This is a genomic window from Winogradskyella psychrotolerans RS-3, assembly GCF_000427335.1.
In the GTDB taxonomy this organism is placed as follows: Bacteria; Bacteroidota; Bacteroidia; order Flavobacteriales; family Flavobacteriaceae; genus Winogradskyella; species Winogradskyella psychrotolerans.
Map to the genome: position 1 here is coordinate 53,641 of NZ_ATMR01000091.1, position 19,084 is coordinate 72,724.

The 19,084-nt window shown below is 29.8% G+C and carries 22 protein-coding genes; 10 read left to right on the forward strand and 12 right to left on the reverse strand.

Going from position 1 to position 19,084, the window contains the following annotated elements; genetic code table 11:
• Nucleotides 1-5 precede the first annotated feature (5 nt).
• From ADIWIN_RS06860 to ADIWIN_RS06885, 6 genes are all read right to left on the reverse strand, one after another.
• Nucleotides 6-845 (reverse strand): restriction endonuclease, encoded by an 840-nt coding sequence (locus ADIWIN_RS06860; RefSeq protein WP_020894309.1) that lies wholly within the window; start codon nucleotides 843-845, stop codon nucleotides 6-8.
• Nucleotides 846-930: 85 nt separating this feature from the next.
• Nucleotides 931-1,773 (reverse strand): universal stress protein, encoded by an 843-nt coding sequence (locus ADIWIN_RS06865; protein ID WP_020894310.1) that lies wholly within the window; start codon nucleotides 1,771-1,773, stop codon nucleotides 931-933.
• Nucleotides 1,774-1,973: 200 nt separating this feature from the next.
• Nucleotides 1,974-2,360, reverse strand: a complete 387-nt coding sequence (locus ADIWIN_RS06870) for a hypothetical protein (protein WP_020894311.1) — start codon at nucleotides 2,358-2,360, stop codon at nucleotides 1,974-1,976.
• 12 nt (nucleotides 2,361-2,372) lie between these two features.
• Nucleotides 2,373-3,212: a universal stress protein gene (locus tag ADIWIN_RS06875; protein ID WP_020894312.1), complete on the reverse strand. Its 840-nt coding sequence runs from the start codon at nucleotides 3,210-3,212 to the stop codon at nucleotides 2,373-2,375.
• Nucleotides 3,213-3,354: 142 nt separating this feature from the next.
• A complete protein-coding gene (locus ADIWIN_RS06880; RefSeq protein ID WP_020894313.1) occupies nucleotides 3,355-4,407 on the reverse strand; it encodes a response regulator in 1,053 nt (350 codons plus the stop codon).
• Nucleotides 4,404-5,909, reverse strand: coding sequence for a sensor histidine kinase (locus ADIWIN_RS06885; protein ID WP_020894314.1), 1,506 nt, complete (start codon nucleotides 5,907-5,909; stop codon nucleotides 4,404-4,406). Before ADIWIN_RS06885 ends, ADIWIN_RS06880 begins: the two co-directional genes overlap by 4 nt.
• 155 nt (nucleotides 5,910-6,064) lie before the next feature.
• On the opposite strand from ADIWIN_RS06885, the gene ADIWIN_RS06890 reads away from it, so the two are divergent.
• The 9 genes from ADIWIN_RS06890 (at nucleotide 6,065) to ADIWIN_RS06930 (ending at nucleotide 14,895) form a co-directional block, all read left to right on the forward strand.
• Nucleotides 6,065-6,442, forward strand: coding sequence for a hypothetical protein (locus ADIWIN_RS06890; RefSeq protein ID WP_020894315.1), 378 nt, complete (start codon nucleotides 6,065-6,067; stop codon nucleotides 6,440-6,442).
• Nucleotides 6,443-6,488: 46 nt separating this feature from the next.
• Nucleotides 6,489-7,568: an efflux RND transporter periplasmic adaptor subunit gene (locus ADIWIN_RS06895; RefSeq protein WP_020894316.1), complete on the forward strand. Its 1,080-nt coding sequence runs from the start codon at nucleotides 6,489-6,491 to the stop codon at nucleotides 7,566-7,568.
• Nucleotides 7,568-8,830: an ABC transporter permease gene (locus tag ADIWIN_RS06900; RefSeq protein ID WP_020894317.1), complete on the forward strand. Its 1,263-nt coding sequence runs from the start codon at nucleotides 7,568-7,570 to the stop codon at nucleotides 8,828-8,830. The genes ADIWIN_RS06895 and ADIWIN_RS06900 overlap by 1 nt, the downstream gene beginning before the upstream one ends.
• A gap of 1 nt (nucleotide 8,831) precedes the next feature.
• Nucleotides 8,832-9,506 carry an ABC transporter ATP-binding protein gene (locus tag ADIWIN_RS06905; protein ID WP_020894318.1) on the forward strand — a complete coding sequence of 225 codons (675 nt, stop codon included), beginning with the start codon at nucleotides 8,832-8,834 and terminating at the stop codon, nucleotides 9,504-9,506.
• A 76-nt stretch (nucleotides 9,507-9,582) separates the two neighbouring features.
• Nucleotides 9,583-9,795, forward strand: a complete 213-nt coding sequence (locus ADIWIN_RS06910; protein ID WP_020894319.1) for a hypothetical protein — start codon at nucleotides 9,583-9,585, stop codon at nucleotides 9,793-9,795.
• Nucleotides 9,796-9,928: 133 nt separating this feature from the next.
• Nucleotides 9,929-10,849: a mechanosensitive ion channel family protein gene (locus ADIWIN_RS06915; RefSeq protein ID WP_040756685.1), complete on the forward strand. Its 921-nt coding sequence runs from the start codon at nucleotides 9,929-9,931 to the stop codon at nucleotides 10,847-10,849.
• A gap of 74 nt (nucleotides 10,850-10,923) precedes the next feature.
• A complete protein-coding gene (locus ADIWIN_RS06920) occupies nucleotides 10,924-11,802 on the forward strand; it encodes an RsiV family protein (protein WP_020894322.1) in 879 nt (292 codons plus the stop codon).
• Between the two features lie 395 nt (nucleotides 11,803-12,197).
• Nucleotides 12,198-14,279 carry a hypothetical protein gene (locus ADIWIN_RS06925; RefSeq protein WP_020894323.1) on the forward strand — a complete coding sequence of 694 codons (2,082 nt, stop codon included), beginning with the start codon at nucleotides 12,198-12,200 and terminating at the stop codon, nucleotides 14,277-14,279.
• Nucleotides 14,280-14,610: 331 nt separating this feature from the next.
• The gene (locus ADIWIN_RS06930) at nucleotides 14,611-14,895 is read left to right on the forward strand and encodes a hypothetical protein (protein WP_020894324.1); all 285 of its coding nucleotides are present in this window, start codon (nucleotides 14,611-14,613) and stop codon (nucleotides 14,893-14,895) included.
• A 73-nt stretch (nucleotides 14,896-14,968) separates the two neighbouring features.
• Here the strand turns inward: ADIWIN_RS06930 and ADIWIN_RS06935 are convergent, their stop codons facing one another.
• The gene (locus tag ADIWIN_RS06935; protein ID WP_020894325.1) at nucleotides 14,969-15,688 is read right to left on the reverse strand and encodes a recombinase family protein; all 720 of its coding nucleotides are present in this window, start codon (nucleotides 15,686-15,688) and stop codon (nucleotides 14,969-14,971) included.
• On the reverse strand, nucleotides 15,688-16,002 hold the full coding sequence (locus ADIWIN_RS06940; RefSeq protein WP_020894326.1) for a hypothetical protein: 315 nt from the start codon (nucleotides 16,000-16,002) through the stop codon (nucleotides 15,688-15,690). Before ADIWIN_RS06940 ends, ADIWIN_RS06935 begins: the two co-directional genes overlap by 1 nt.
• 107 nt (nucleotides 16,003-16,109) lie before the next feature.
• On the opposite strand from ADIWIN_RS06940, the gene ADIWIN_RS06945 reads away from it, so the two are divergent.
• Nucleotides 16,110-16,358 carry a hypothetical protein gene (locus ADIWIN_RS06945; RefSeq protein WP_020894327.1) on the forward strand — a complete coding sequence of 83 codons (249 nt, stop codon included), beginning with the start codon at nucleotides 16,110-16,112 and terminating at the stop codon, nucleotides 16,356-16,358.
• Nucleotides 16,359-16,360: 2 nt separating this feature from the next.
• On the opposite strand, the gene ADIWIN_RS06950 is transcribed toward ADIWIN_RS06945, so the two are convergent.
• Genes ADIWIN_RS06950 through ADIWIN_RS06965 form a run of 4 tightly spaced genes read right to left on the reverse strand, consistent with a single transcriptional unit; the run spans nucleotide 16,361 to nucleotide 19,082 of the window.
• Entirely contained in the window at nucleotides 16,361-16,552 is a 192-nt protein-coding gene (locus ADIWIN_RS06950) for a hypothetical protein (protein ID WP_040756686.1), read from the reverse strand.
• A 38-nt stretch (nucleotides 16,553-16,590) separates the two neighbouring features.
• Complete coding sequence (locus ADIWIN_RS06955) at nucleotides 16,591-17,709, reverse strand: DUF4433 domain-containing protein (protein WP_020894329.1); 1,119 nt, start codon at nucleotides 17,707-17,709, stop codon at nucleotides 16,591-16,593.
• Complete coding sequence (locus tag ADIWIN_RS06960) at nucleotides 17,702-18,397, reverse strand: hypothetical protein (RefSeq protein WP_040756687.1); 696 nt, start codon at nucleotides 18,395-18,397, stop codon at nucleotides 17,702-17,704. Before ADIWIN_RS06960 ends, ADIWIN_RS06955 begins: the two co-directional genes overlap by 8 nt.
• A complete protein-coding gene (locus ADIWIN_RS06965; RefSeq protein ID WP_040756689.1) occupies nucleotides 18,390-19,082 on the reverse strand; it encodes a macro domain-containing protein in 693 nt (230 codons plus the stop codon). The genes ADIWIN_RS06960 and ADIWIN_RS06965 overlap by 8 nt, the downstream gene beginning before the upstream one ends.
• Nucleotides 19,083-19,084: the final 2 nt, after the last annotated feature.

Here is a 19,084-nt window from a genome sequence, read left to right on the forward strand (position 1 = left end):
TTTAATTAGGCACACAATTGAGAGATTTCATTTAAAATTTTCTTTTTCCGTGTCTCGGAAACTCCAAGATGATCTAAATAAAACTTATCGTTAATTAAATCTCTACACAACACAATAGATCTACTAAGGAGAAATTGCTTTTCTCTTTGGTTCAGCAGTGTAGATACGGTTATTGGGTATAATCCTAAGCGATCTATCCTATCTTTGAGACCATTGTTTGATGGAAAATCCCAACTCAATAAATACAAGCCACAACAACTACCATATTGTAAAGCGTCTTTTGTAAACCGTGTATTGGTTACCACCCAGCCTTTGGTTAATGCGGCATTATCTTTAGAGTTTTTATTCCAATTGGCTTTTACATCTTGATACCTTGAGTTGATGTATAAAGGAATTTTTACATTGCAATTAAGCCCTTGCTCACTATGAAATTTGCATTCTATTAAGGTTGACTCTGAATTTTTATGGGCGATGACGTCAATTTCGTGCGAAACACATTTTCCTTGCAAAATTTTACCAACCTCTGTCTTGTAGCCTGAATAATTTAACACTGCACTTACAAAATGCTCAAAAGGAAAACCTGTCGGTCCTAATTCATATAGTGCTTTTTTTAGTTTATATTTTGAAGCAAAACAGCGCTTATCTTTTTTAAGTAAGGCAAATGCTCTGTTGTAAATTTCTTTAGTTGAAATACCTTGATACAATTCATCTCTCACTTTATCTAGGATTTGATTAATAATAGTATCATCTGCTCCTGTTCTTTTTAGAGATACACGTAATTTATCTAACGAAAATTTCACTTTTTCGCCAGAGTATTTTATAATGTCTATATCGTCAATATTCATAATCTAAGTTTAAAAGAATTATTAAAATCAATACTATTATAAAATGCTAAAGCCGCCTTCAGAACCTTTAGTATCAAATAACATCTCAAGCTTCACAAGGAATAACCAAAAAAGGAACATTTAAATGAAACCCAATCTGGTTAATTTTATTTTTAAAGAACAGATTCTCAAAGAAAGAATGTTTATTATTTATCATCACTAAGAGATTGATTTTCTGTTTTATTTGAAATTCATTTATAGCATCAGTTATTTCCATGCTTTTGAACTGATGAAATAGAAAAGCTGAATTCTTAAATACTAATTTTAATTTTTCTTTATTTGATTTTTGTTTCTCGTTAAGCTCAGAACCTGTTGATACATGTAAAACATTTAGTCTAGCATGGTTTGAGTATACTAATTCTTTTAGAATTTTAAGGGTCGAATCGTTATACTCCACATCTAAATCAGTAGGAAATAAAATCTCGTGAGGAGCTTCGAAAGAAAAACTTGATGGAACTGCCAAAATAGGACATTTTATCTCTTTAAACACATGCACGGTATTTGAGCCTAATAGAACTTCCTTTGCACCAGTAGCCCCTTTAGTTCCCATAACTACAAAATCAATTTTATACTCTTCGACGAACTCTTTAATGCCCGACACTAGCGTTTCGAATCTTGCAAAAGTTTCAAACTTGTGATTATCGTTATCATAGGTGTCCTTAAGTGTTGAAACTATAGCATTCAAATTGTTCTGTGATGTATTTCTAACAGCATCTCCTAAACCAAATTGGGCAGGATAACCAAGAACATATTCCACATGATAAATAACAGGTGTATACGCGTTAAATAAATAAAACGTACACTTTTCATTCTTTAATAATTGTACAGCGTAATTAATAGCATTCCGAGAATTTTCGGAAAAATCGGTGGGAAGTAGAACAGTTAACATAATGATTGTTTTAAATTACGTTACTAAAGTTAAAGTACTGAAACACTAAAAACAATGATATATATCAGATGACACTATTATAAAATAAAAGACATCCAACTTCGTTTAGCTGGATGCCTTAAATGATTAATAGCAAATAAAATGTATATCCCTTAATATTGTATTTGATTTTTTCAATAGTTACTTCAACTTAAAGCGCACTATACAGGAACAATATTATAAACCACATTAAGCAAAAAGAGACCAATTAAAAACAATAAGGTATAAATCACTTGCACCATTTTTATGTTAATAATCTCGAGCCAATACACCGTTGGTTTTGGAAACATAAATAAGGCTAATCCAAAAAATAAGGATGACCAACCAATTAGCGTCACAATTAGTTTATAGTTCGGTTCCCATATATTGTGAAACAGCACATTTAATAGTCCTACAATTATGGCAATGAATGAAAAAACAATTAAAAATTTTTCATCTTTAAGATCGTTAAAAATCTGCTTAATACGTTTAGGGTTTAGACTTAAGATTAAAAAGAAAATAATAAGATACCATCCCCAAAACTTTGCTAAAAAAATTGAATTTCCCATAATTTAAATATTTTATTGATGTAAAACTAGAAATGGTATGTCTGTGTGATACGTAATTTTTTCTACATTAGAATGAAATAGTATACTCTGAAAATAGTTGAGATTCTTAGCAACCATGACAATCATATTAATATCTCTACTCTCCACAAAGCACTGTATAGCATCTTCTACTTTACCATTAGTTAGATAATGAAAGCTAGGTTTAAATTCTTCAAAATAATCGCTTAATACATCTTTATTTTCAAGCTGTTCTATATTTAGCTTAGCATCCTTTTTCTGAATATGAATGATGTGTAAACTCGCTTCTACAGTTTTTAAGATATCTGTAAATGGCTGAAGTGCCATTAAGTCGTAAGAGAGGTTAAAATCTGTTGGAAACGCTATTTCCTTAAGCCCTTTATATTTTGCATCTTCTGGAACAACCAATGTTGTACATTTCACTTTTGTTATAACGTCGCCAGTATTACTGCCTACAATATATTCTTTGAATCCTGATGCACCTTTGGTACCCATTACTAATAAGTCTATCTTTTTCTTAGTTACATATTTTCTAATTGATTCTAAGAAAAAACCATAATCGCTTAACGTATAAAACTTATGATTTTTATTAGGTTTATGGTGTTCATCAATTTCTTTTAGTAACGTTCTTAATTTAAGCTTTGAAGGTTTAACATATATTTCCTCAATTTGATCTGCCGTTGGCACATAGCCACCATCACCCGACATAAAGGTATCTACTCTATTAACGTGAAGCAGATAAAAATTACATGCTACTGGCTCAAAAAAGTCAATGGCATAAGAAATGGCATTCCACGAGTTTTCAGAAAAATCTGTTGGTAATAAAATGTTCATCGTTTAAATTTCTTAGTGGATACAAATCTAAATCGATGAGGATAATTAAAATATGATATTGGTCATATTGATCTTTTTAAGCGTTTTTAATTTGTTAAAAACCAAAAGTTTAAATGAATTTATTGAAAAATATGTTTAATAATCAATTGATATCATGTAATTTTTGAAGATCTAGAATTTTAATATTTCTACCTTCCATATCTATAATTCCTTTTTTCTTAAAATCGGACATCGTTCTAATTAATGTTTCAGTAGCAATACCTGCAACACTTGCTAAATCATTTCTAGAAATTACAATGGGATCACCTGGGTTTGAATGTAACTTTTCAGCAAACCTTAAAATTGTTGAGGCTGTTTTACGTTGCACAGAGCTATAAGCCATTTGCAGTAATTGATCTTTAACACCAGTAATATCTTCGGTTAATAATTGAATTACTTCTAATGTTAGTTTGTGGTTATTCTCTAACACATCGGTTAATTCAGACTTAGAAACGCCTGCCAATTCTAAATCTTTCATGGCAATTGCAGTTTCTCTATAGGGTATATTTTGGGTAAAAGACGTATAGCCAAAAAGGTCATCTTCTGCATGAAGTGCCGTTGTCAATTCTTTTCCTTTTGTATCAAATTTATAGCACTTAACAACACCTTTTAAGATGAGATAGATAAAGTTAGAGTTATGGCCTTCTTTATAAACAATATCATTTTTACTATAATTAGAAATTGTACCATGATCATCAAAAAAGTTTTTTAAGTCACTTAAAGTTCTTAATTCATCCTCATTAGTTGATGTGGCATTTTGAAGAGACTCATGTTCTTCTTTCAAAAGTGCCACTTTTGCCATTCTACTTTCAATGGCATTTATAATTTCGTCTTCTGAAAAGGGTTTGGTAATATAGTCATCCGCACCTAAATCCATACCTCTTCTCACATCGTGTCGTTCTGTCTTGGCAGATAAAAAAATAAAAGGAATAAACTTAGTCTCACTGTCTTTAGACAATCCTTCTAAAACACCATAACCATCGAGAATAGGCATCATAATATCGCAAACAATGATATCTGGCTTATTATTTTTTGCCATTTCGAGACCAACTTTTCCGTTGACAGCTGTAAGAACTTCATAATTTGAAAGTTCTAATAATTCGGCTGTATTTTCTCTTAATACGGTATCGTCCTCTATTAATAATACTTTTTTCATGGTTGTGCTTTGTTTGGAAGTTCAATAGTAAACGTTGAGCCTTTATGCTCAATGCTTGTAAATGTAATATTACCTTTTAAATTCTCTAAATGGTCTTTAACGATATTTAATCCAATACCTGTACCTTGCATCAGAAGAGCGTTTTCCGCTCTAAAATAACGATCGAATATGTTTTTCTGATCTTTCTTAGGAATACCAATACCATTATCCTTTATTTTAAAAATGGTTGTATCCTTATTCTGAGAAATTTCAATATCTATAATAGTGTTTTCAGATGAATATTTGATAGCGTTATATATTAAATTAGATAAGGCTAATTCTACTATTTTTTCATCTTGAAATAGGGACAAATCATCAATCTTTTCTGGATAGTTAATGTGTTGCCCATCTTTTAAAATCATATTGGCATTATAAATAACTTCATTTAAAACCTTACTTATTTTAAAGTTTGAAAACTTATAATTAATTTTTCCTTTTTCGAGTTTTTCTACAGAAAGAAAATCATTTAAAATAACATTAAGATATTGGACTTTATCCGTAATAGTCATGATGTGTTTTTCGCGCTTATCTTGTTGCTCCGTCAGCTTATATTTACCCAACAACATTGTTGATGTTAAAATTCCGCTTAATGGTGTTTTAAACTCGTGAGACACCATGGATAGAAATTTCGTTTTTAAATCGTTAAGTTCTTTTTCAGCGGCTAAAGCGGTTTTTAATTCATCCGTTCTTAAAGCAACTGTTTTTTCTAAGCGTTCCGTATAACTTTTTTGTTCTGTAATATCCAAGATAATAGCTACATATACATCTCTATTACCTAATTTAGAACGTTGTAAATGAATGCTAACAGGATAAGTACTGCCGCACTTCCGTTGATGTATGGCTTCAAACTCTATTTTTTCAACACTACCATTGTTAAGCGTTTCTATTTCCTTCCTAAACCTAGTTTCCGTATAATTGGGTTTAATATCCAAAGGCGTCATAGACTTAAGCTCTTCTACACTATAACCTATGTTTTTTTCAGCACCTTGATTAACATTAATAAAATTTAAGGTTTTGGCATCAAAAACATAAATCTCATTTAGAGATTCGAGAAATATTTTAGCTAAATGATTTTTTTCTTGTTCTAATTTTTTTCGTTCTGTAATATCAATGACCAATGTCATAATAAAATTACGTCCATTAAAGGTAAACGGATTTAAACTCGCTTCAATAGGGAAAATACTCCCATCCTTTTTTGCGCCATAGATGTCACGGCCATGTCCCATGCTACGCTGTTTATGCTCTCTAACAAAACCTTTAAAATGCGCACCATGGTTTGCATGATAATTCTCTGGAATTAAAACATTTAAGGATTGATTAGAAAGCTCATCCTCATCATAGCCAAACATAATTTCACCAGCTTTATTAACCTCAACAATGTTTTGATGTTCATCAACCACAACAACCCCTTCAGAAATAGAATCTAAAAGAATATTAAAAATATCTTGGTCTTGCTCAAACATAGTGATTGCTTTTTATTGAAAGCGACTAAGGTAATTATTCCTAATTAATTATTAATATTTTGAATTGCTAAGTTATCACAGAACCTTCCGAACTGATTTATATCATATAAATAGAGAATGAAACTGTTTATTTTTAGTGTTTAAAACATAGAATTTTGAACTCAGACACTCATTTAGAATTTTATAGAAGACTTGGTCATCTCTTTTATGCAATTGCAGCAACAGATAATGGCATAAAAGATGAAGAATTTAAGATCTTGGAAACTCTTGTTTATAAAGATTGGTTATCAGAAAATGAAGACGCAAAGTCCATTTTAGAAACCTTTAAACATCTACAAGCTAATGAAGCAGAAGATTCTAATACCTATTTTCAACATTTTGTTGATTTTAAACGTGCGCATTATGCGTTGTTCAATAAAACTATTAATTCTAAAATTTTAAACACGGCAACTGCTATTACTACAAGTTTTTCTGGGCAAAATAAGTCGGAATTAATATTACTCGCTAAACTCGATATAGAATTAAAGAAATAAACAACGGCTAAATAAATAGTCTTTAATAAAGCTAAAATAACTTGTAATGAAATTCTATAGCGTTCTATTCATTTTTTTAATCTTGCTCTCTTGCGGAACTAAGCAAGAAAAAATTTTACCTGAGGAGCGTGCCTTAACCGAAGCCGTATATTCTTCTGCTATTATACAACCCGATAGCTTATATCAAGTTTATGCTATTGTCTCTGGCATATTAGACGCTAATTTAGTTGAAGAAGGCGATTTGGTTTCTAAAGGTAAACCGCTAATGCAAATCATTAATAGTACACCAGAAATAAATAGTCAGAATGCTAAACTAGCATTACATCTAGCTCAACAAAATTATACAGGTAGTGCTGCTATTCTAAGCAGTATTGAAGATGAAATAACCGCAGCCACACTGACTTATAAAAATGACTCTATCAATTACCACAGACAAAAAAATCTATGGGATCAACATATTGGGTCTAAAGTACAATACGATACAAAAAAACTTAATTATGAGCTGGCTTCAACGCAATTAAAGCTCTTGCGCAATAAATACAATAGAACAAAAAACGAACTAAATACAGCTGTAAAACAAGCTCAAAACAATTACCAATCGTCTTCTATTCTGAACCAAGATTTTACCGTAGAGAGTAAAATTAATGGCAAAATTTACGCTTTATACAAAGAACCTGGTGAAATTGTAACCACCATGGAACCTATTGCGAGCATTGGTAGTGCTAATCGGTTTATCATAGAGCTCTTGGTAGATGAAGTTGATATTGTGCGTATCGCATTAAACCAAGAAGTGGTAATAAGTTTAGATGCTTATGCCGCTGTTTTATTTAAAGGAAAAATATCAAAAATATATCCTAAAAAAGATGAACGAAACCAAACCTTTAAAGTCGAAGCTATTTTTGTAGAACAACCAAAAGTGTTATATCCTGGACTTTCTGGTGAAGCTAATATCATTATTGCTAAAAAAGAAAAGGTCTTAACCCTACCCAAATCATATCTCATTGATGGGAATAAAGTTAAAACAGATGAAGGTATTGTAACCATAAAAACAGGTTTAGAGAATATGGATTACATCGAAATAGTGTCAGGAATCAGCAAAGACACTTATGTTTATAAACAAAACTAATGGTTAATTGGAACATCATTTTAAGTATCGCAAAAACCCATTTGCTCACTAAAATTAAGCAAACAGCTATTGCTGCACTTGGAGTTACATTTGGTATAGGCTCATATATTACTTTGGTGTGTTTTATGACCGGTTTAAATACCATGTTAGATAATCTAGTCTTAAACCAAACACCTCACATTCATATTTACAACGAAATAGAACCCTCAGAAAAGCAGCCCATTTCTTTATATGATAATTTAAAGGAAAGTTTTAACGTCGTGCATTCTATTAAACCAAAATTGAGTCAGAAAAAAATCCATAATGGTTTACCTATTATTAAGTTTTTAGAAAAAGATGATGCGGTTAGAGGCGCTCTTCCACAGGTTAAAACTCAAATTTTTTATATGGCTGGTTCTATTGAACTCGCCGGAAATTTAACAGGAATAAATCCTTTGAGCGAAGTTGAACTCTTTAATTTGGGCGATTATATTGTTGAAGGCTCAGCTGAAGCCTTACATAACACCGATAATAGTATTTTATTAGGTATTGGTATTGCAAAAAAAATGGCTTTAAAAGTGGGAGACCGTGTACAAGTCAGTCCGATTAAGGGAGGCATTTTTCCTCTAAAAATTGTCGGTTTTTATCAGAGTGGTATTGCTGATTTAGATGCTGTACAAAGTTTTAGCAATATAAAAACAGTACAACGGATCTTAGGTGAAGCCAATAATTATATCACAGATATTAATGTGAAGCTTTACGATATTGAAAACGCCTTACCGCTCGCGCAAAAGATTGAACAACAATTCGATTTAAAAGCGATAGATATTAAAACCGCTAACGCACAATTTGAAACAGGTACTGACATTAGAAACCTTATTACTTATGCCGTATCTATAACATTACTTATTGTTGCTGGCTTTGGTATTTACAACATTTTAAACATGCTTATTTATGAAAAAATGAATGATATCGCCATATTAAAAGCTATTGGATTTTCGGGTAAAGATGTGCAACTCATATTTATGAGTCAAGCTATGATTATAGGTTTTGTCGGAGGTGTTTTGGGCTTGCTCATTGGTTATGGTTTATCTAGCTTAATAGCAACCGTTCCTTTTGAAACAGAAGCGATACCAACTGTAAAAACCTATCCCATTAACATTCAACCATCATTCTTTATAATCGGTTTTTCATTCGCTATGCTTTCAACCTTTCTTGCTGGGTATTTGCCTTCCAAAAAAGCTAAAAAAATTGATCCTGTAAAAATTATAAGAGGCCTATAACATGACTACTGTACTAGAAGCAAAACATATCAATAAATACTTTAAGAAACCCGTAATGTTTCATGTTTTAAAAGACATTAACTTCCAGGTAAAAAAAGGAGAATTTGCATCCATAATGGGAAAATCGGGTTGTGGTAAATCTACATTACTTTATATTCTCTCTACTATGGATACCGATTATGAAGGTGAGTTGTATTTAGACAACAAACTTATATCTGGTAGCGATAGTGAACATTTATCCTATATGCGAAATAAACATATTGGTTTTGTGTTTCAGTTTCATTATTTGCTTTCCGAATTTACCATTTTAGAAAACGTAATGCTTCCTGCTAAAAAATTAGGAGAGAAATCGTATCAAGAGATTGAGCATGATGCTATGGATAAACTAAAAATGTTGAATATTGAACATTTAGCCAAAAAACAAGCTTCTCGTGTTTCTGGTGGTGAAAAACAACGTGTTGCCATAGCGCGTGCCTTAATTAATAATCCGTCTATTATTATGGGAGACGAGCCTACGGGAAATCTTGACAGTCATAATGCAGAAAATGTATTTAATATTTTTAAACGCTTAAGTGAAGAAGAAGATTTATCATTACTTATCGTTACACACGACGAAGATTTTGCGAATAAAACGGATCGAATTATTCAAATGGAAGATGGCAAAATACTACTATAAAACGGCTTTAAACACTGATATATATCATTTTAAATCATTTCTGTTTTGATTAATTTTAATTCTTAAATATAAAGCCATGGATACATTACAAAACATAGAAAATCAAATTATAAGACTTACCACGAGTATTGAAGTCAATTATCCGGAATTGTACAAAACTTTAGATGAGAGCCCTATTACTATTCCTTCTTCAGCACATCCAGATATGACAATTAGTATTATGGAAGATTATCTTGAAACACTAAAGCAAATGTTAAAGCAATATACCAAAACTCATAATAAACAATAGTGATGATAGGCATAGATTATTGTATCATAATTGAGATGATTTAGAAACTTTGCGGATTAATAAATAGGTACTATTAGCAACAAAACCGATAGTCTTAATTGGATTCTTTCTAGAATTTATAAACCGATTTTTAATGATAAACATGGAAGCATTAAATGAGTGGATTAACACGAATCCCTTATTCGTTAGTATTATTAAATTTATGGTCATACTAGCGTTTATTTTAATTGCTATTCAATTGATAAGACGGTATTTAAAAAACAAAATATCTAATACTGTCATACGCTATAAAGCTCAGAAGGGTATAGAGCTTGTAGGCTACGCGCTCTTAATTTTTTTGGCCATCGTCTATTTCTCGGGTTCTATTAAAGATTTCACCATTGTTATTGGTTTATTTACCGCAGGATTAGCCTTTACGCTACAAGAATTGATTCTTAGTATTGCAGGTTCTATTTATATATTTTTAGTCAAAGTATATAAACCTGGCGATCGCATAGAGATTAACGGCATTAAAGGAGATGTGATTGATGTCGATAGTATTTACACCACAATGATGGAAATTGGTCAGTGGGTAAGTAGCGATAATTATAGCGGACGCATTGTAAAACTGAGTAACGCCTTTGTCTTTAAAGGCCCTATTTATAATTACTCTCAAGATTTCCCATTTATTTGGGATGAATTTAATTTACCAATTCGTTATGGTTCCGATATTGATTTAGCAAAATCAATTATCATTAAAATAGCTTCGGAAACCCTTTCTGACTATACAGCGAACTCAAAGGCACAATGGAACGAAGTGGTTAACAAATTCTATATTGAAGACGCAGAAGTAGACCCGACATTAGCGATTTCATTAACTGATAATTGGATACAGTTCAATTTAAGATACATCGTAGACTTTAAAAAGCGACGCTATACAAAACATATCCTAAACGATAAAATCCGATTAGAAATAGAAAAAACCAATGGTAAAATTGTTTTAGCATCCACCACTATAGAATTAATAAAAATTCCTGATTTAAAAATAACACGAGATGACGCTGTAAAATCATAAAAGCCATTTCCTAATTAAAGTTGAAGGAATACCCCATAGAATCAGATACAGTTAATTTTAAAAAACAAAACAACATGAAGTCGATATACATACTAATCCTTGTCCTATTATTTTCAAATTGCAAAAATGATAAACATCAAGAAAATAGCATCAATAGTGAAATTATTGAAGATATAAATCCAGCTACTGTGGACACCGTAGGATTTGAAGATGCCGATATTAAAGCCTTAGATAAGTCCATAACAATTGAAATAAAACAAAAACAGTTAATTGATAAACAAGACGAAAGTGAAGAACTTCAAAAATTGATTATCGCTGAAAACTACCGTCTAGAAAAGACCGATTATACCATAAACTTTAAGTACCCTTTACTTAATGAATCTTTTAAACCAACCCATAAAAATTTCAACGATTTTATTAACGACTATTATATAAACATTACAAAAACTGAGCAAGACATATTAGAAAGCAAGTTGTTGTGCGATAGCATTGAAGCCAAAACATTTAGAGAAGAACGATTTATTGACTACAAAATTTATAACGTTAATGACCAACTTATAAGCGTGTTGTTTTACAAAGAAAATTTTTATTCGGGCGCAATGCATCCTAGTTATTCTTTTAATGGGTTTAATTTTGATTTAAACAGAGGCGTATTTATGACGTATGAAGATTTTTTTACTCAAGACTCTGAAGAGGAATTAGTAAACATCCTTAATCAACATATAAATAAACAAATAGATAAAGGAGAACTTTATTATGACTGTTGGGAAATATCTATAGAGGATTTCGTTACAAGCAAAAACAACTTTGTGCTTAATGATACTTATATCGAATTCTATTTTGACGATTGTATGATCTGCCCTTCTTATACAGGCACATATTCCATCAAACTTCCGCTAGTCGATTTACTATCTGTTTTAAAAAAATACGATACGAATCCATTAATCTTTTAATCCTATTATTAAATAGAAACCTTGACTTTATTAAAAACAAAAAACCCATAACTTTCGTTATGGGTTTCTCTCTGCGGAGAGCAAGGCTCCGACACCTATCTTTAAACGTTAGTGTTTATTATACTTTCAAGAGGTTAACTTTTTAGGGTAACTAATAGGGTAACACTCGTTGTTTTACTTTAATTTATTTCAATTGATATTAGAAGTACAAATATAGAAATTATTCTTTCTATTAATAAATACTCACATAAATATGTAGCCCTTAAAATCATTTAACAATTTATCTGATTTAACATACTAATGAATATTCTTTCAAACTACACTTTTTAATATTTTTTTTTACTAATTTTCGTACTGCACAAATTAATGTGAGGTCTAGTCCAATAATAAATTCCATGAAACAATTATCAACTATAATAAGTAAAGAATTCGGAGCAAAAATTATAGAATATAATTCTAACAATTCTAATGCCAATATATATCTTCAAGAAGCCAAAAATAAAATAAATGCTCCAAAACATCAGTTAAATAAAATAATTGATAGACTGAATGAATATTGGGCTGTATATCATGAGAAGTGGGATGCTTATTCAATTGAAGATAACTTTTTGCTATTAAGTATATTAGACGATAAAGATGATGATTGTACTTTTTTTAATGTAATGACCATTGATGAATTTGGACTTAACGTATTTTTTGAGGTGGAGAACTTAAATAAATCTAATCCATTTGACCATGAATTCTATTATATTCCTTGGAAAGAGGTAGACCAAATCGAAAAGATTATATTAGAAGGTGAATTGAATCTTAGGTTTTATATTATAAATAGTACAAATCATATAGATGTTCCAATAAATACATTCATTCCTTCCAACGAGAATTTTTTAATAAATTTATTTACGACAATCATTAAATCTGTACAATCAGTTGATATAAGAGTAGAAAATGACTTAAGAAAAAAAATTGAAAGTGTTAATAAATTAATAGATGACGAAAAAGATTATACAACAGCATTAGATTTACTTGAAAAACTCAATCTAGAAGAAAATGAACTAGGCTATAAATTAGAACAATATCCTTCTTTCCAATTACAAATGCATATCTGCCTATATGAATTAAAGAGATTTGATGAATGCGTAATTCTTATCGATAATTTTGATTTAAATTTCGAAGATGATGATTATTTTAAGCCGCTTTTTCTTCTTTCAAAAGCTGAAATTTTAAAAAACAGAGGGGAATATTTCCATGCTTTACAATTATTAGAACAAAGTGAAAAATTAACTAAGGATGCTTCTTTGATTCTAGACTTAAAATCATTAAAAAATGAAGTTACTGGAAAAATAGAAAATGGTTTCATTCAAATCCCAAGACAAGAAAGAAAAACTATTTTAATAAGTAATGATATTTTTAGAAGTGCTAATAAAAGTTTTATTGCTCTTAATACAAATACTGTTAGTAGTTTAAATTTCCCAATTGGTCATCCTAAATTAAATGAGGTTTATGTTGTGCATCCACGTAGAGATGACTATTATTTACCACTCCATAACACTGAAGAGCAACTAACTTTAGACAGAATGTCGGAATATGCAACTTTATTACAATGTTTAGGCGCAACCTCTTTTGAGGTTTCGAGTAATAAATCTAAAGTAAAGCAAGAACAATCAAATACAAACACAAATACAAATGTTAAAGTTGATGTAAAAATCCATGGAGGAGAGGTTAATTCTCAAAATCAAAAAAGCAATGATAGTTTTTCTGATTTTGATTCTAAAATTAGTCAATCGCAAAAATATCAACCTTTCAAAAAACCTTATATACCAGATGAATTAGTTTGGTATCACTCAGATATAAATTGGCAAAAATTAGCTAAACAAAGATTAGAAGGTAATTTACTCGAACATACTGAAATAGTGTCTGTTTCTCAAATTGAGAACTTCTCTTCAGAAGAATTAAAAAATATTAATTTAGATATAAAGGCATTTTTTGTAAAAGTTGGAGTGAATTACTCAAAAGATATTAAAGCAGATTCTAAATCTAATAAAAAACATACTTGGACTGTAACAGTAAAATTTGAAGATGTCAGAAATTTATCTGAACAACATATTCCGAAAATTTCAGAACAAAATATTACTATTGACCAAAAGAATTCAATTAATAATCCACTAGTTGATAAGTATAAAAAAGATATTTTATTTATGCTAAAAAATGATAATATCATTGATGAGATAGAACGAAAAATACTAGACAGAAAAGCAATTAAATATAATATATCTAAAAATGATGCTAACGAAATTGAAAGAAATGTTTTTAAATCAATTTATACCGATAATGAATTAGAATACATAGAACAACTTCAAGATATACTAATTGATGGTAGTATTGAAGAAGATGAAAAGTTAATACTTTCGAGATATGCAAATGAATATGGGCTTACAGAAGAAAGAAGCCAAGCTATTAATGATATATTTATAAAGTAGTTGACTTTATAAAAGAAAAAATCTAATACATAAATTTCCACCTGTTATTCATCACACTTGTTAAATAATCTCTGAACTTGGATTGGATTAAATTTCTTACCTCGTCTAGTAGTGTATTGAAGTTTGTTTAGTTTATCTGATATAGCTTGGAAGGTCATTCCTTCTTTACGAGCTGAACAAATAACATACATGGCTTGAATATTATTTTTATCGTTACATAGTTTTCTTTTCTTAAGGGAATCCTTGGGAATCCCTCGCTATACTTGAGCTATTGTTATTTCTTTGCATCATAGTTAAATGAATTAACACAAATATTTTAAATTATTACATTATGAAAAAAGAGACATTAAATTTTAAGTTAACAGAAGAAAAAGGTAACTACGGTATCATTTTTCAAGGTTCTAAACCAGTTGCATTTGCAATGTTTGATAAAGAAGATTTATCGTTATCGGTTGCCTTTAAAAATGGTGAAGTTAATAAATACCCAAAATCAGACGTACTATTATCAGTGTATGATAATACAGATAGGTTCTATGGGTTTGCAGACTATAGCGTTACCGAAAACAATAATATACTTAATGCTCATTATGAAAAGTATATTTCATTGAATAATTAGTCGATAAGGTATGAAGCAATAAACCCTTTAGTAAGTGTCTAAAGGGTTTGTTATTTGAAGCTAGTATTTACGACTAATCTTCACACTTCTTAAAGAGACGCTGAACTTGGATTGGATTAAATTGCTTTCCTCGTCTTGTTGTATATTGAAGCTTATTTAATTTATCTGCTATAGCTTGATAGGTCATTCCTTCTTTACGTGCTGAACAAATTACATCCATGGCTTGAATGTTGTTTTTGTTGTTACGTGCGTTTTCTTTTATCTTTTTAACTCCTAATTTTTGATACTCACCAAAACCATTAGGATTCCCTAAACGAACCTCACCATCAACTGGATTCATTGTTGAGCCATCTTTATTAATATAGATACCTTTTTCAATTTTATCTTTTTTTACTGCAAGTGCATCCTTAATACGTTTAGAAATAACCTCAGCTTCATGCTCTGCTATTACAGATAACAATTGGATGGTGAGTTTATTTGCGTTAGGGTTATCGCAACAAATGAATTCAACGTTGGCATTGTATAGAGCTGAGGTGAATTCAACATCCCTCGCTAATCTATCTAATTTGGCAACGATTAGGATTGCCTTGTTAGCTTCCGCTAACTCTATAGCTTTATATATTTGAACACGCTTCTTTTTTCGTGTTCCTGTTTCAACTTCTGTAAATTCACCAACAAGATTACCTTTGTCGCTTATATGATTTGCTACAGCATTTTTCTGAGCCTGTAAACCAAGCCCAGAACTACCTTGTTTTTGAGTCGATACTCTGTAATATGCTACGTACTTTTTCATTATGCTGCGTGTTTTCCTTCGATATAATCAATTACATCTATAAGCATATCACAATATACACCTTCAAAAGTTTTAATTACCTCACGTTTTTTATTAGTAAAAATAACAGTGTAAGTATCTAACCAGTCTAATTCAATAGTTACCCAACCTTTATGAGTTAAACCATTTACTTGAAAACTAAGACCACCTACTCTAGTTTTATTTTCAGATAAAGCACAAAATGATTTTGCTCCCCATGCCATTAAAGCAGATTTATCAAAATATTTAATTTGGTTTAAAATTGTTCTTGCGATTTGTTCAGACGTATTTTTCATGACTAAGATTTTAAGTTAAACAAATATAAAACTTTTTATAACAAATTGCAAACATTAGTTTGCAATTTGTTATATTTGTAATAAATTAATTTATAACTCTAATTATCATGGAAAATAAAAACGGAAATGAAAAATTTATCTGGCGAGAAAATGACGAGTCTTCATCAACCTTGCTTAAATATGATTTAGAAGCTTCTCATTGGATTCGTGCTTTTAAAAGTGCAGAAAGAAAACATACTTCTGCTCCAATTAGTGAAACTTTTGGAACTATAGCATTAGTATTCGAACTAATTCTTAATTTAATTCTTCTTATTATATTATCATTAACACAATTAATAAGATTTTTGAGAAAATAGTTTTATTCGTCAAAACTTACATTAAACACAGTTTTTAATAAACATCTATCAACTTCATCATTTGTCATTAATGGTGTTTTACTTTTAGATTTCCTTTTTGCTTTTCTTATATGTTCTTGTAACATTTTATAAAGTGAATATTGTTCTTCTTCACTTAATACCATAGCTACTTTTAACACTGTATCAGTAGTCATTCTACTTAAATTTTTGTTGTTATTGAATTTATATAAATCTAGTAATAAAGATTATTTTTAATTTCTGTCTTAATACCCAAGTGATTTGGAAAGAAACTAATTACTTTTTTTAAAGCATTTTGATTATACACAAATAAATCCGTAACGTAATACATTGGAATCATTTTTTTTACTAAAACCTCTGAACATTTTATTCTTTTCCCATCAGGATAGTTTGTCCAATATTCATTTTGAATTGTAGTCCAATTTAGATTATTAAAATCGTCTAGATTATTATAGAATTTCGTTGTTCTAGATGCTGCATTTCCATCAGAAAAACTAACGTCATCTTCCATTAAAATATGAGGGTTTATCCTCATTAAAACAAGGTTTTCTTTAGGTCTGTTTTTACACAAATAATACAACATTGGATTTCTAGGATTGAAATATAGTGGAGCATAATCATGTAAATTCCCATTAAGTCCAACTACAACCCTATTTCTACGTTCATTCACTTGCTTGTTTGAAATATCAACGGTCAATAGTCCTTTAGAATGTGCTAGGTTATGTGACAATATACCTTTCTCTAAAATACTATTGATATTTTCTATGTGAGCCGTATAGTATAGACCTCCAAAAGGTATTTGTTTAATTTTTGCTTCATCTAGCTTCTCTTTTTTATTTATAATACTTCGATGTTCAATAAATAAAAGGAATTTTTCGATATCACATTTAATATTCTCTAATAACTTTTTAAAACTATTCAATTGAGTAATTTTTGATGATGCGAAAAAATTATCAATTTTTGAAAATAAATGCTTAAGAAATCTTAAAAGATTAGATAACTTTTTTTCATAAAGCTCATCTAACAAAATAAAATCCGTTGAATTTAATTTAAGTCTTATATGCCAATATGAATTTGATTTAGAAAATTCACCAGGATTTGTAACATAAAGTGGCTTGTAAACTTTCCCTATTTTATAATCAATGTGATTGGAAATCTCACCATTACCAAATAACTTATCATAAACAGAAATTATACTTTCTATATTACGGTAATTACGATTTTTTTCAATTTCCAATAAAAATCCATCAACTAAATTTAGTCCATCAAAAACTTCATTTAAACAATGCACATATGTATTCTTATTAAAAGAATCTAATTGAGTTTTAATCATAGTAAACTATTTTCAATTTACGATTTGGCATTTCTAACATAAATGAATCTATCTCATTAAAATCATCAAAACTTACAGTAAACAAGTAATCTGGGTCAAAGCCAACATAAGATTTTTTATATTCAGAACCCGATTTAAAAGCTGCTTTTTTAGGAGACAAAGATGGAGCTATACTAACTAATATATTATTTTCATTATCAAAGGTTATGTTTATTACTCTATCAACTTCACTTTCTGAAGTTAGAACCCCATCCTCAAACCTTTCATGCCTAATAGATGAAAATACCTTAATACTTTTAGCGGAGTATTCATTTATTTCTTTTCCATGATTAGACCTGAAATAATCTGCTAAGAAATCCCACATTCCATCCCAATCTAGATTATTAGGAATTCCAATTAGAGCAGCCGTAGCATTTTTTATACCATAATAGTCTGGGAATAACTCCATAGCAGCTTCTGTAAATGCTCTTATTAAATCAGGAAGATTCATTTCATTATTAACCAATTCTTTTAACAAATCATCTAAGTTAGCTTCTGGATTAGGTTTTTTTCTTCTATTCTTTAATACTATTAAGCATACATTATTTATTACTTCTGCATCAATGTCTTCATTCGTAAGATTACCTCTATAGGAATGGAGATTTGAAATGGAATCTGTTAATATATTTTTTGCTTCTGATTTATTCATTTTTAAAAAGGGTAATCTGAATTTTATTTACATTTTCATTAGACGCATAACTATAACATTTTTGTATTCCTTTTTCACCTATTCCTCGAAGTTGATGCAAACCAACCATATTATTGATTTTATCTGATTTAATTGCAGACATGATTGTCTCTATTTGTTTGGTTGGAATACCTATTATTTTCTTCAATTCACTGATATCTTGATTTAAAAAAGCTAATTTTAGATTAGGAAAAATATCATCTGGTAAATTAGGTACGTAAGAATAAATCTCTACTGGAATTTCAGCTTGTGATAAATATTTTTTCATAACGTTTAGTGAATCTTCTTCTGATAAACCGCCATTTTGAGCTCCAAGCATAGGAAAGGCTATTGATTTTATACCCTTTTCTTCATAAGTGTCTAAGAACTTTTCCAATCCTTTTTCTAAATATTCTAGTTTAGAAGGAAACTTCCAATGGTTTTTAGTAGGAAAATTTAATACCCATCTATTAGATGATTTATAAAGATAGAGTTGACCTATACTTAATTTATTCTGGTGACAGATTGAAATGTATTTTTCATTCATTTTTGGAAATCGATATTTACACTCTAATGCTAACCCAGCACCCATTACACCATAACAATTAACCGTGTTAACTATAGTCTGACAATTAGAATTAAAAATATTTCCTTTTATTATTTTCATAA

What these genes read in the sequence shown, in the direction of transcription:
- ADIWIN_RS06860 (WP_020894309.1), bottom strand. Translation starts at nt 845, where the DNA reads ATGAATATTGACGATATAGACATTATAAAATACTCTGGCGAAAAAGTG.
- ADIWIN_RS06865 (WP_020894310.1), bottom strand. Translation starts at nt 1,773, where the DNA reads ATGTTAACTGTTCTACTTCCCACCGATTTTTCCGAAAATTCTCGGAAT.
- ADIWIN_RS06870 (WP_020894311.1), bottom strand. Translation starts at nt 2,360, where the DNA reads ATGGGAAATTCAATTTTTTTAGCAAAGTTTTGGGGATGGTATCTTATT.
- ADIWIN_RS06875 (WP_020894312.1), bottom strand. Translation starts at nt 3,212, where the DNA reads ATGAACATTTTATTACCAACAGATTTTTCTGAAAACTCGTGGAATGCC.
- ADIWIN_RS06880 (WP_020894313.1), bottom strand. Translation starts at nt 4,407, where the DNA reads ATGAAAAAAGTATTATTAATAGAGGACGATACCGTATTAAGAGAAAAT.
- ADIWIN_RS06885 (WP_020894314.1), bottom strand. Translation starts at nt 5,909, where the DNA reads ATGTTTGAGCAAGACCAAGATATTTTTAATATTCTTTTAGATTCTATT.
- ADIWIN_RS06895 (WP_020894316.1), top strand. Translation starts at nt 6,489, where the DNA reads ATGAAATTCTATAGCGTTCTATTCATTTTTTTAATCTTGCTCTCTTGC.
- ADIWIN_RS06900 (WP_020894317.1), top strand. Translation starts at nt 7,568, where the DNA reads ATGGTTAATTGGAACATCATTTTAAGTATCGCAAAAACCCATTTGCTC.
- ADIWIN_RS06905 (WP_020894318.1), top strand. Translation starts at nt 8,832, where the DNA reads ATGACTACTGTACTAGAAGCAAAACATATCAATAAATACTTTAAGAAA.
- ADIWIN_RS06910 (WP_020894319.1), top strand. Translation starts at nt 9,583, where the DNA reads ATGGATACATTACAAAACATAGAAAATCAAATTATAAGACTTACCACG.
- ADIWIN_RS06915 (WP_040756685.1), top strand. Translation starts at nt 9,929, where the DNA reads ATGATAAACATGGAAGCATTAAATGAGTGGATTAACACGAATCCCTTA.
- ADIWIN_RS06920 (WP_020894322.1), top strand. Translation starts at nt 10,924, where the DNA reads ATGAAGTCGATATACATACTAATCCTTGTCCTATTATTTTCAAATTGC.
- ADIWIN_RS06925 (WP_020894323.1), top strand. Translation starts at nt 12,198, where the DNA reads ATGAAACAATTATCAACTATAATAAGTAAAGAATTCGGAGCAAAAATT.
- ADIWIN_RS06930 (WP_020894324.1), top strand. Translation starts at nt 14,611, where the DNA reads ATGAAAAAAGAGACATTAAATTTTAAGTTAACAGAAGAAAAAGGTAAC.
- ADIWIN_RS06935 (WP_020894325.1), bottom strand. Translation starts at nt 15,688, where the DNA reads ATGAAAAAGTACGTAGCATATTACAGAGTATCGACTCAAAAACAAGGT.
- ADIWIN_RS06940 (WP_020894326.1), bottom strand. Translation starts at nt 16,002, where the DNA reads ATGAAAAATACGTCTGAACAAATCGCAAGAACAATTTTAAACCAAATT.
- ADIWIN_RS06945 (WP_020894327.1), top strand. Translation starts at nt 16,110, where the DNA reads ATGGAAAATAAAAACGGAAATGAAAAATTTATCTGGCGAGAAAATGAC.
- ADIWIN_RS06950 (WP_040756686.1), bottom strand. Translation starts at nt 16,552, where the DNA reads ATGACTACTGATACAGTGTTAAAAGTAGCTATGGTATTAAGTGAAGAA.
- ADIWIN_RS06955 (WP_020894329.1), bottom strand. Translation starts at nt 17,709, where the DNA reads ATGATTAAAACTCAATTAGATTCTTTTAATAAGAATACATATGTGCAT.
- ADIWIN_RS06960 (WP_040756687.1), bottom strand. Translation starts at nt 18,397, where the DNA reads ATGAATAAATCAGAAGCAAAAAATATATTAACAGATTCCATTTCAAAT.
- ADIWIN_RS06965 (WP_040756689.1), bottom strand. Translation starts at nt 19,082, where the DNA reads ATGAAAATAATAAAAGGAAATATTTTTAATTCTAATTGTCAGACTATA.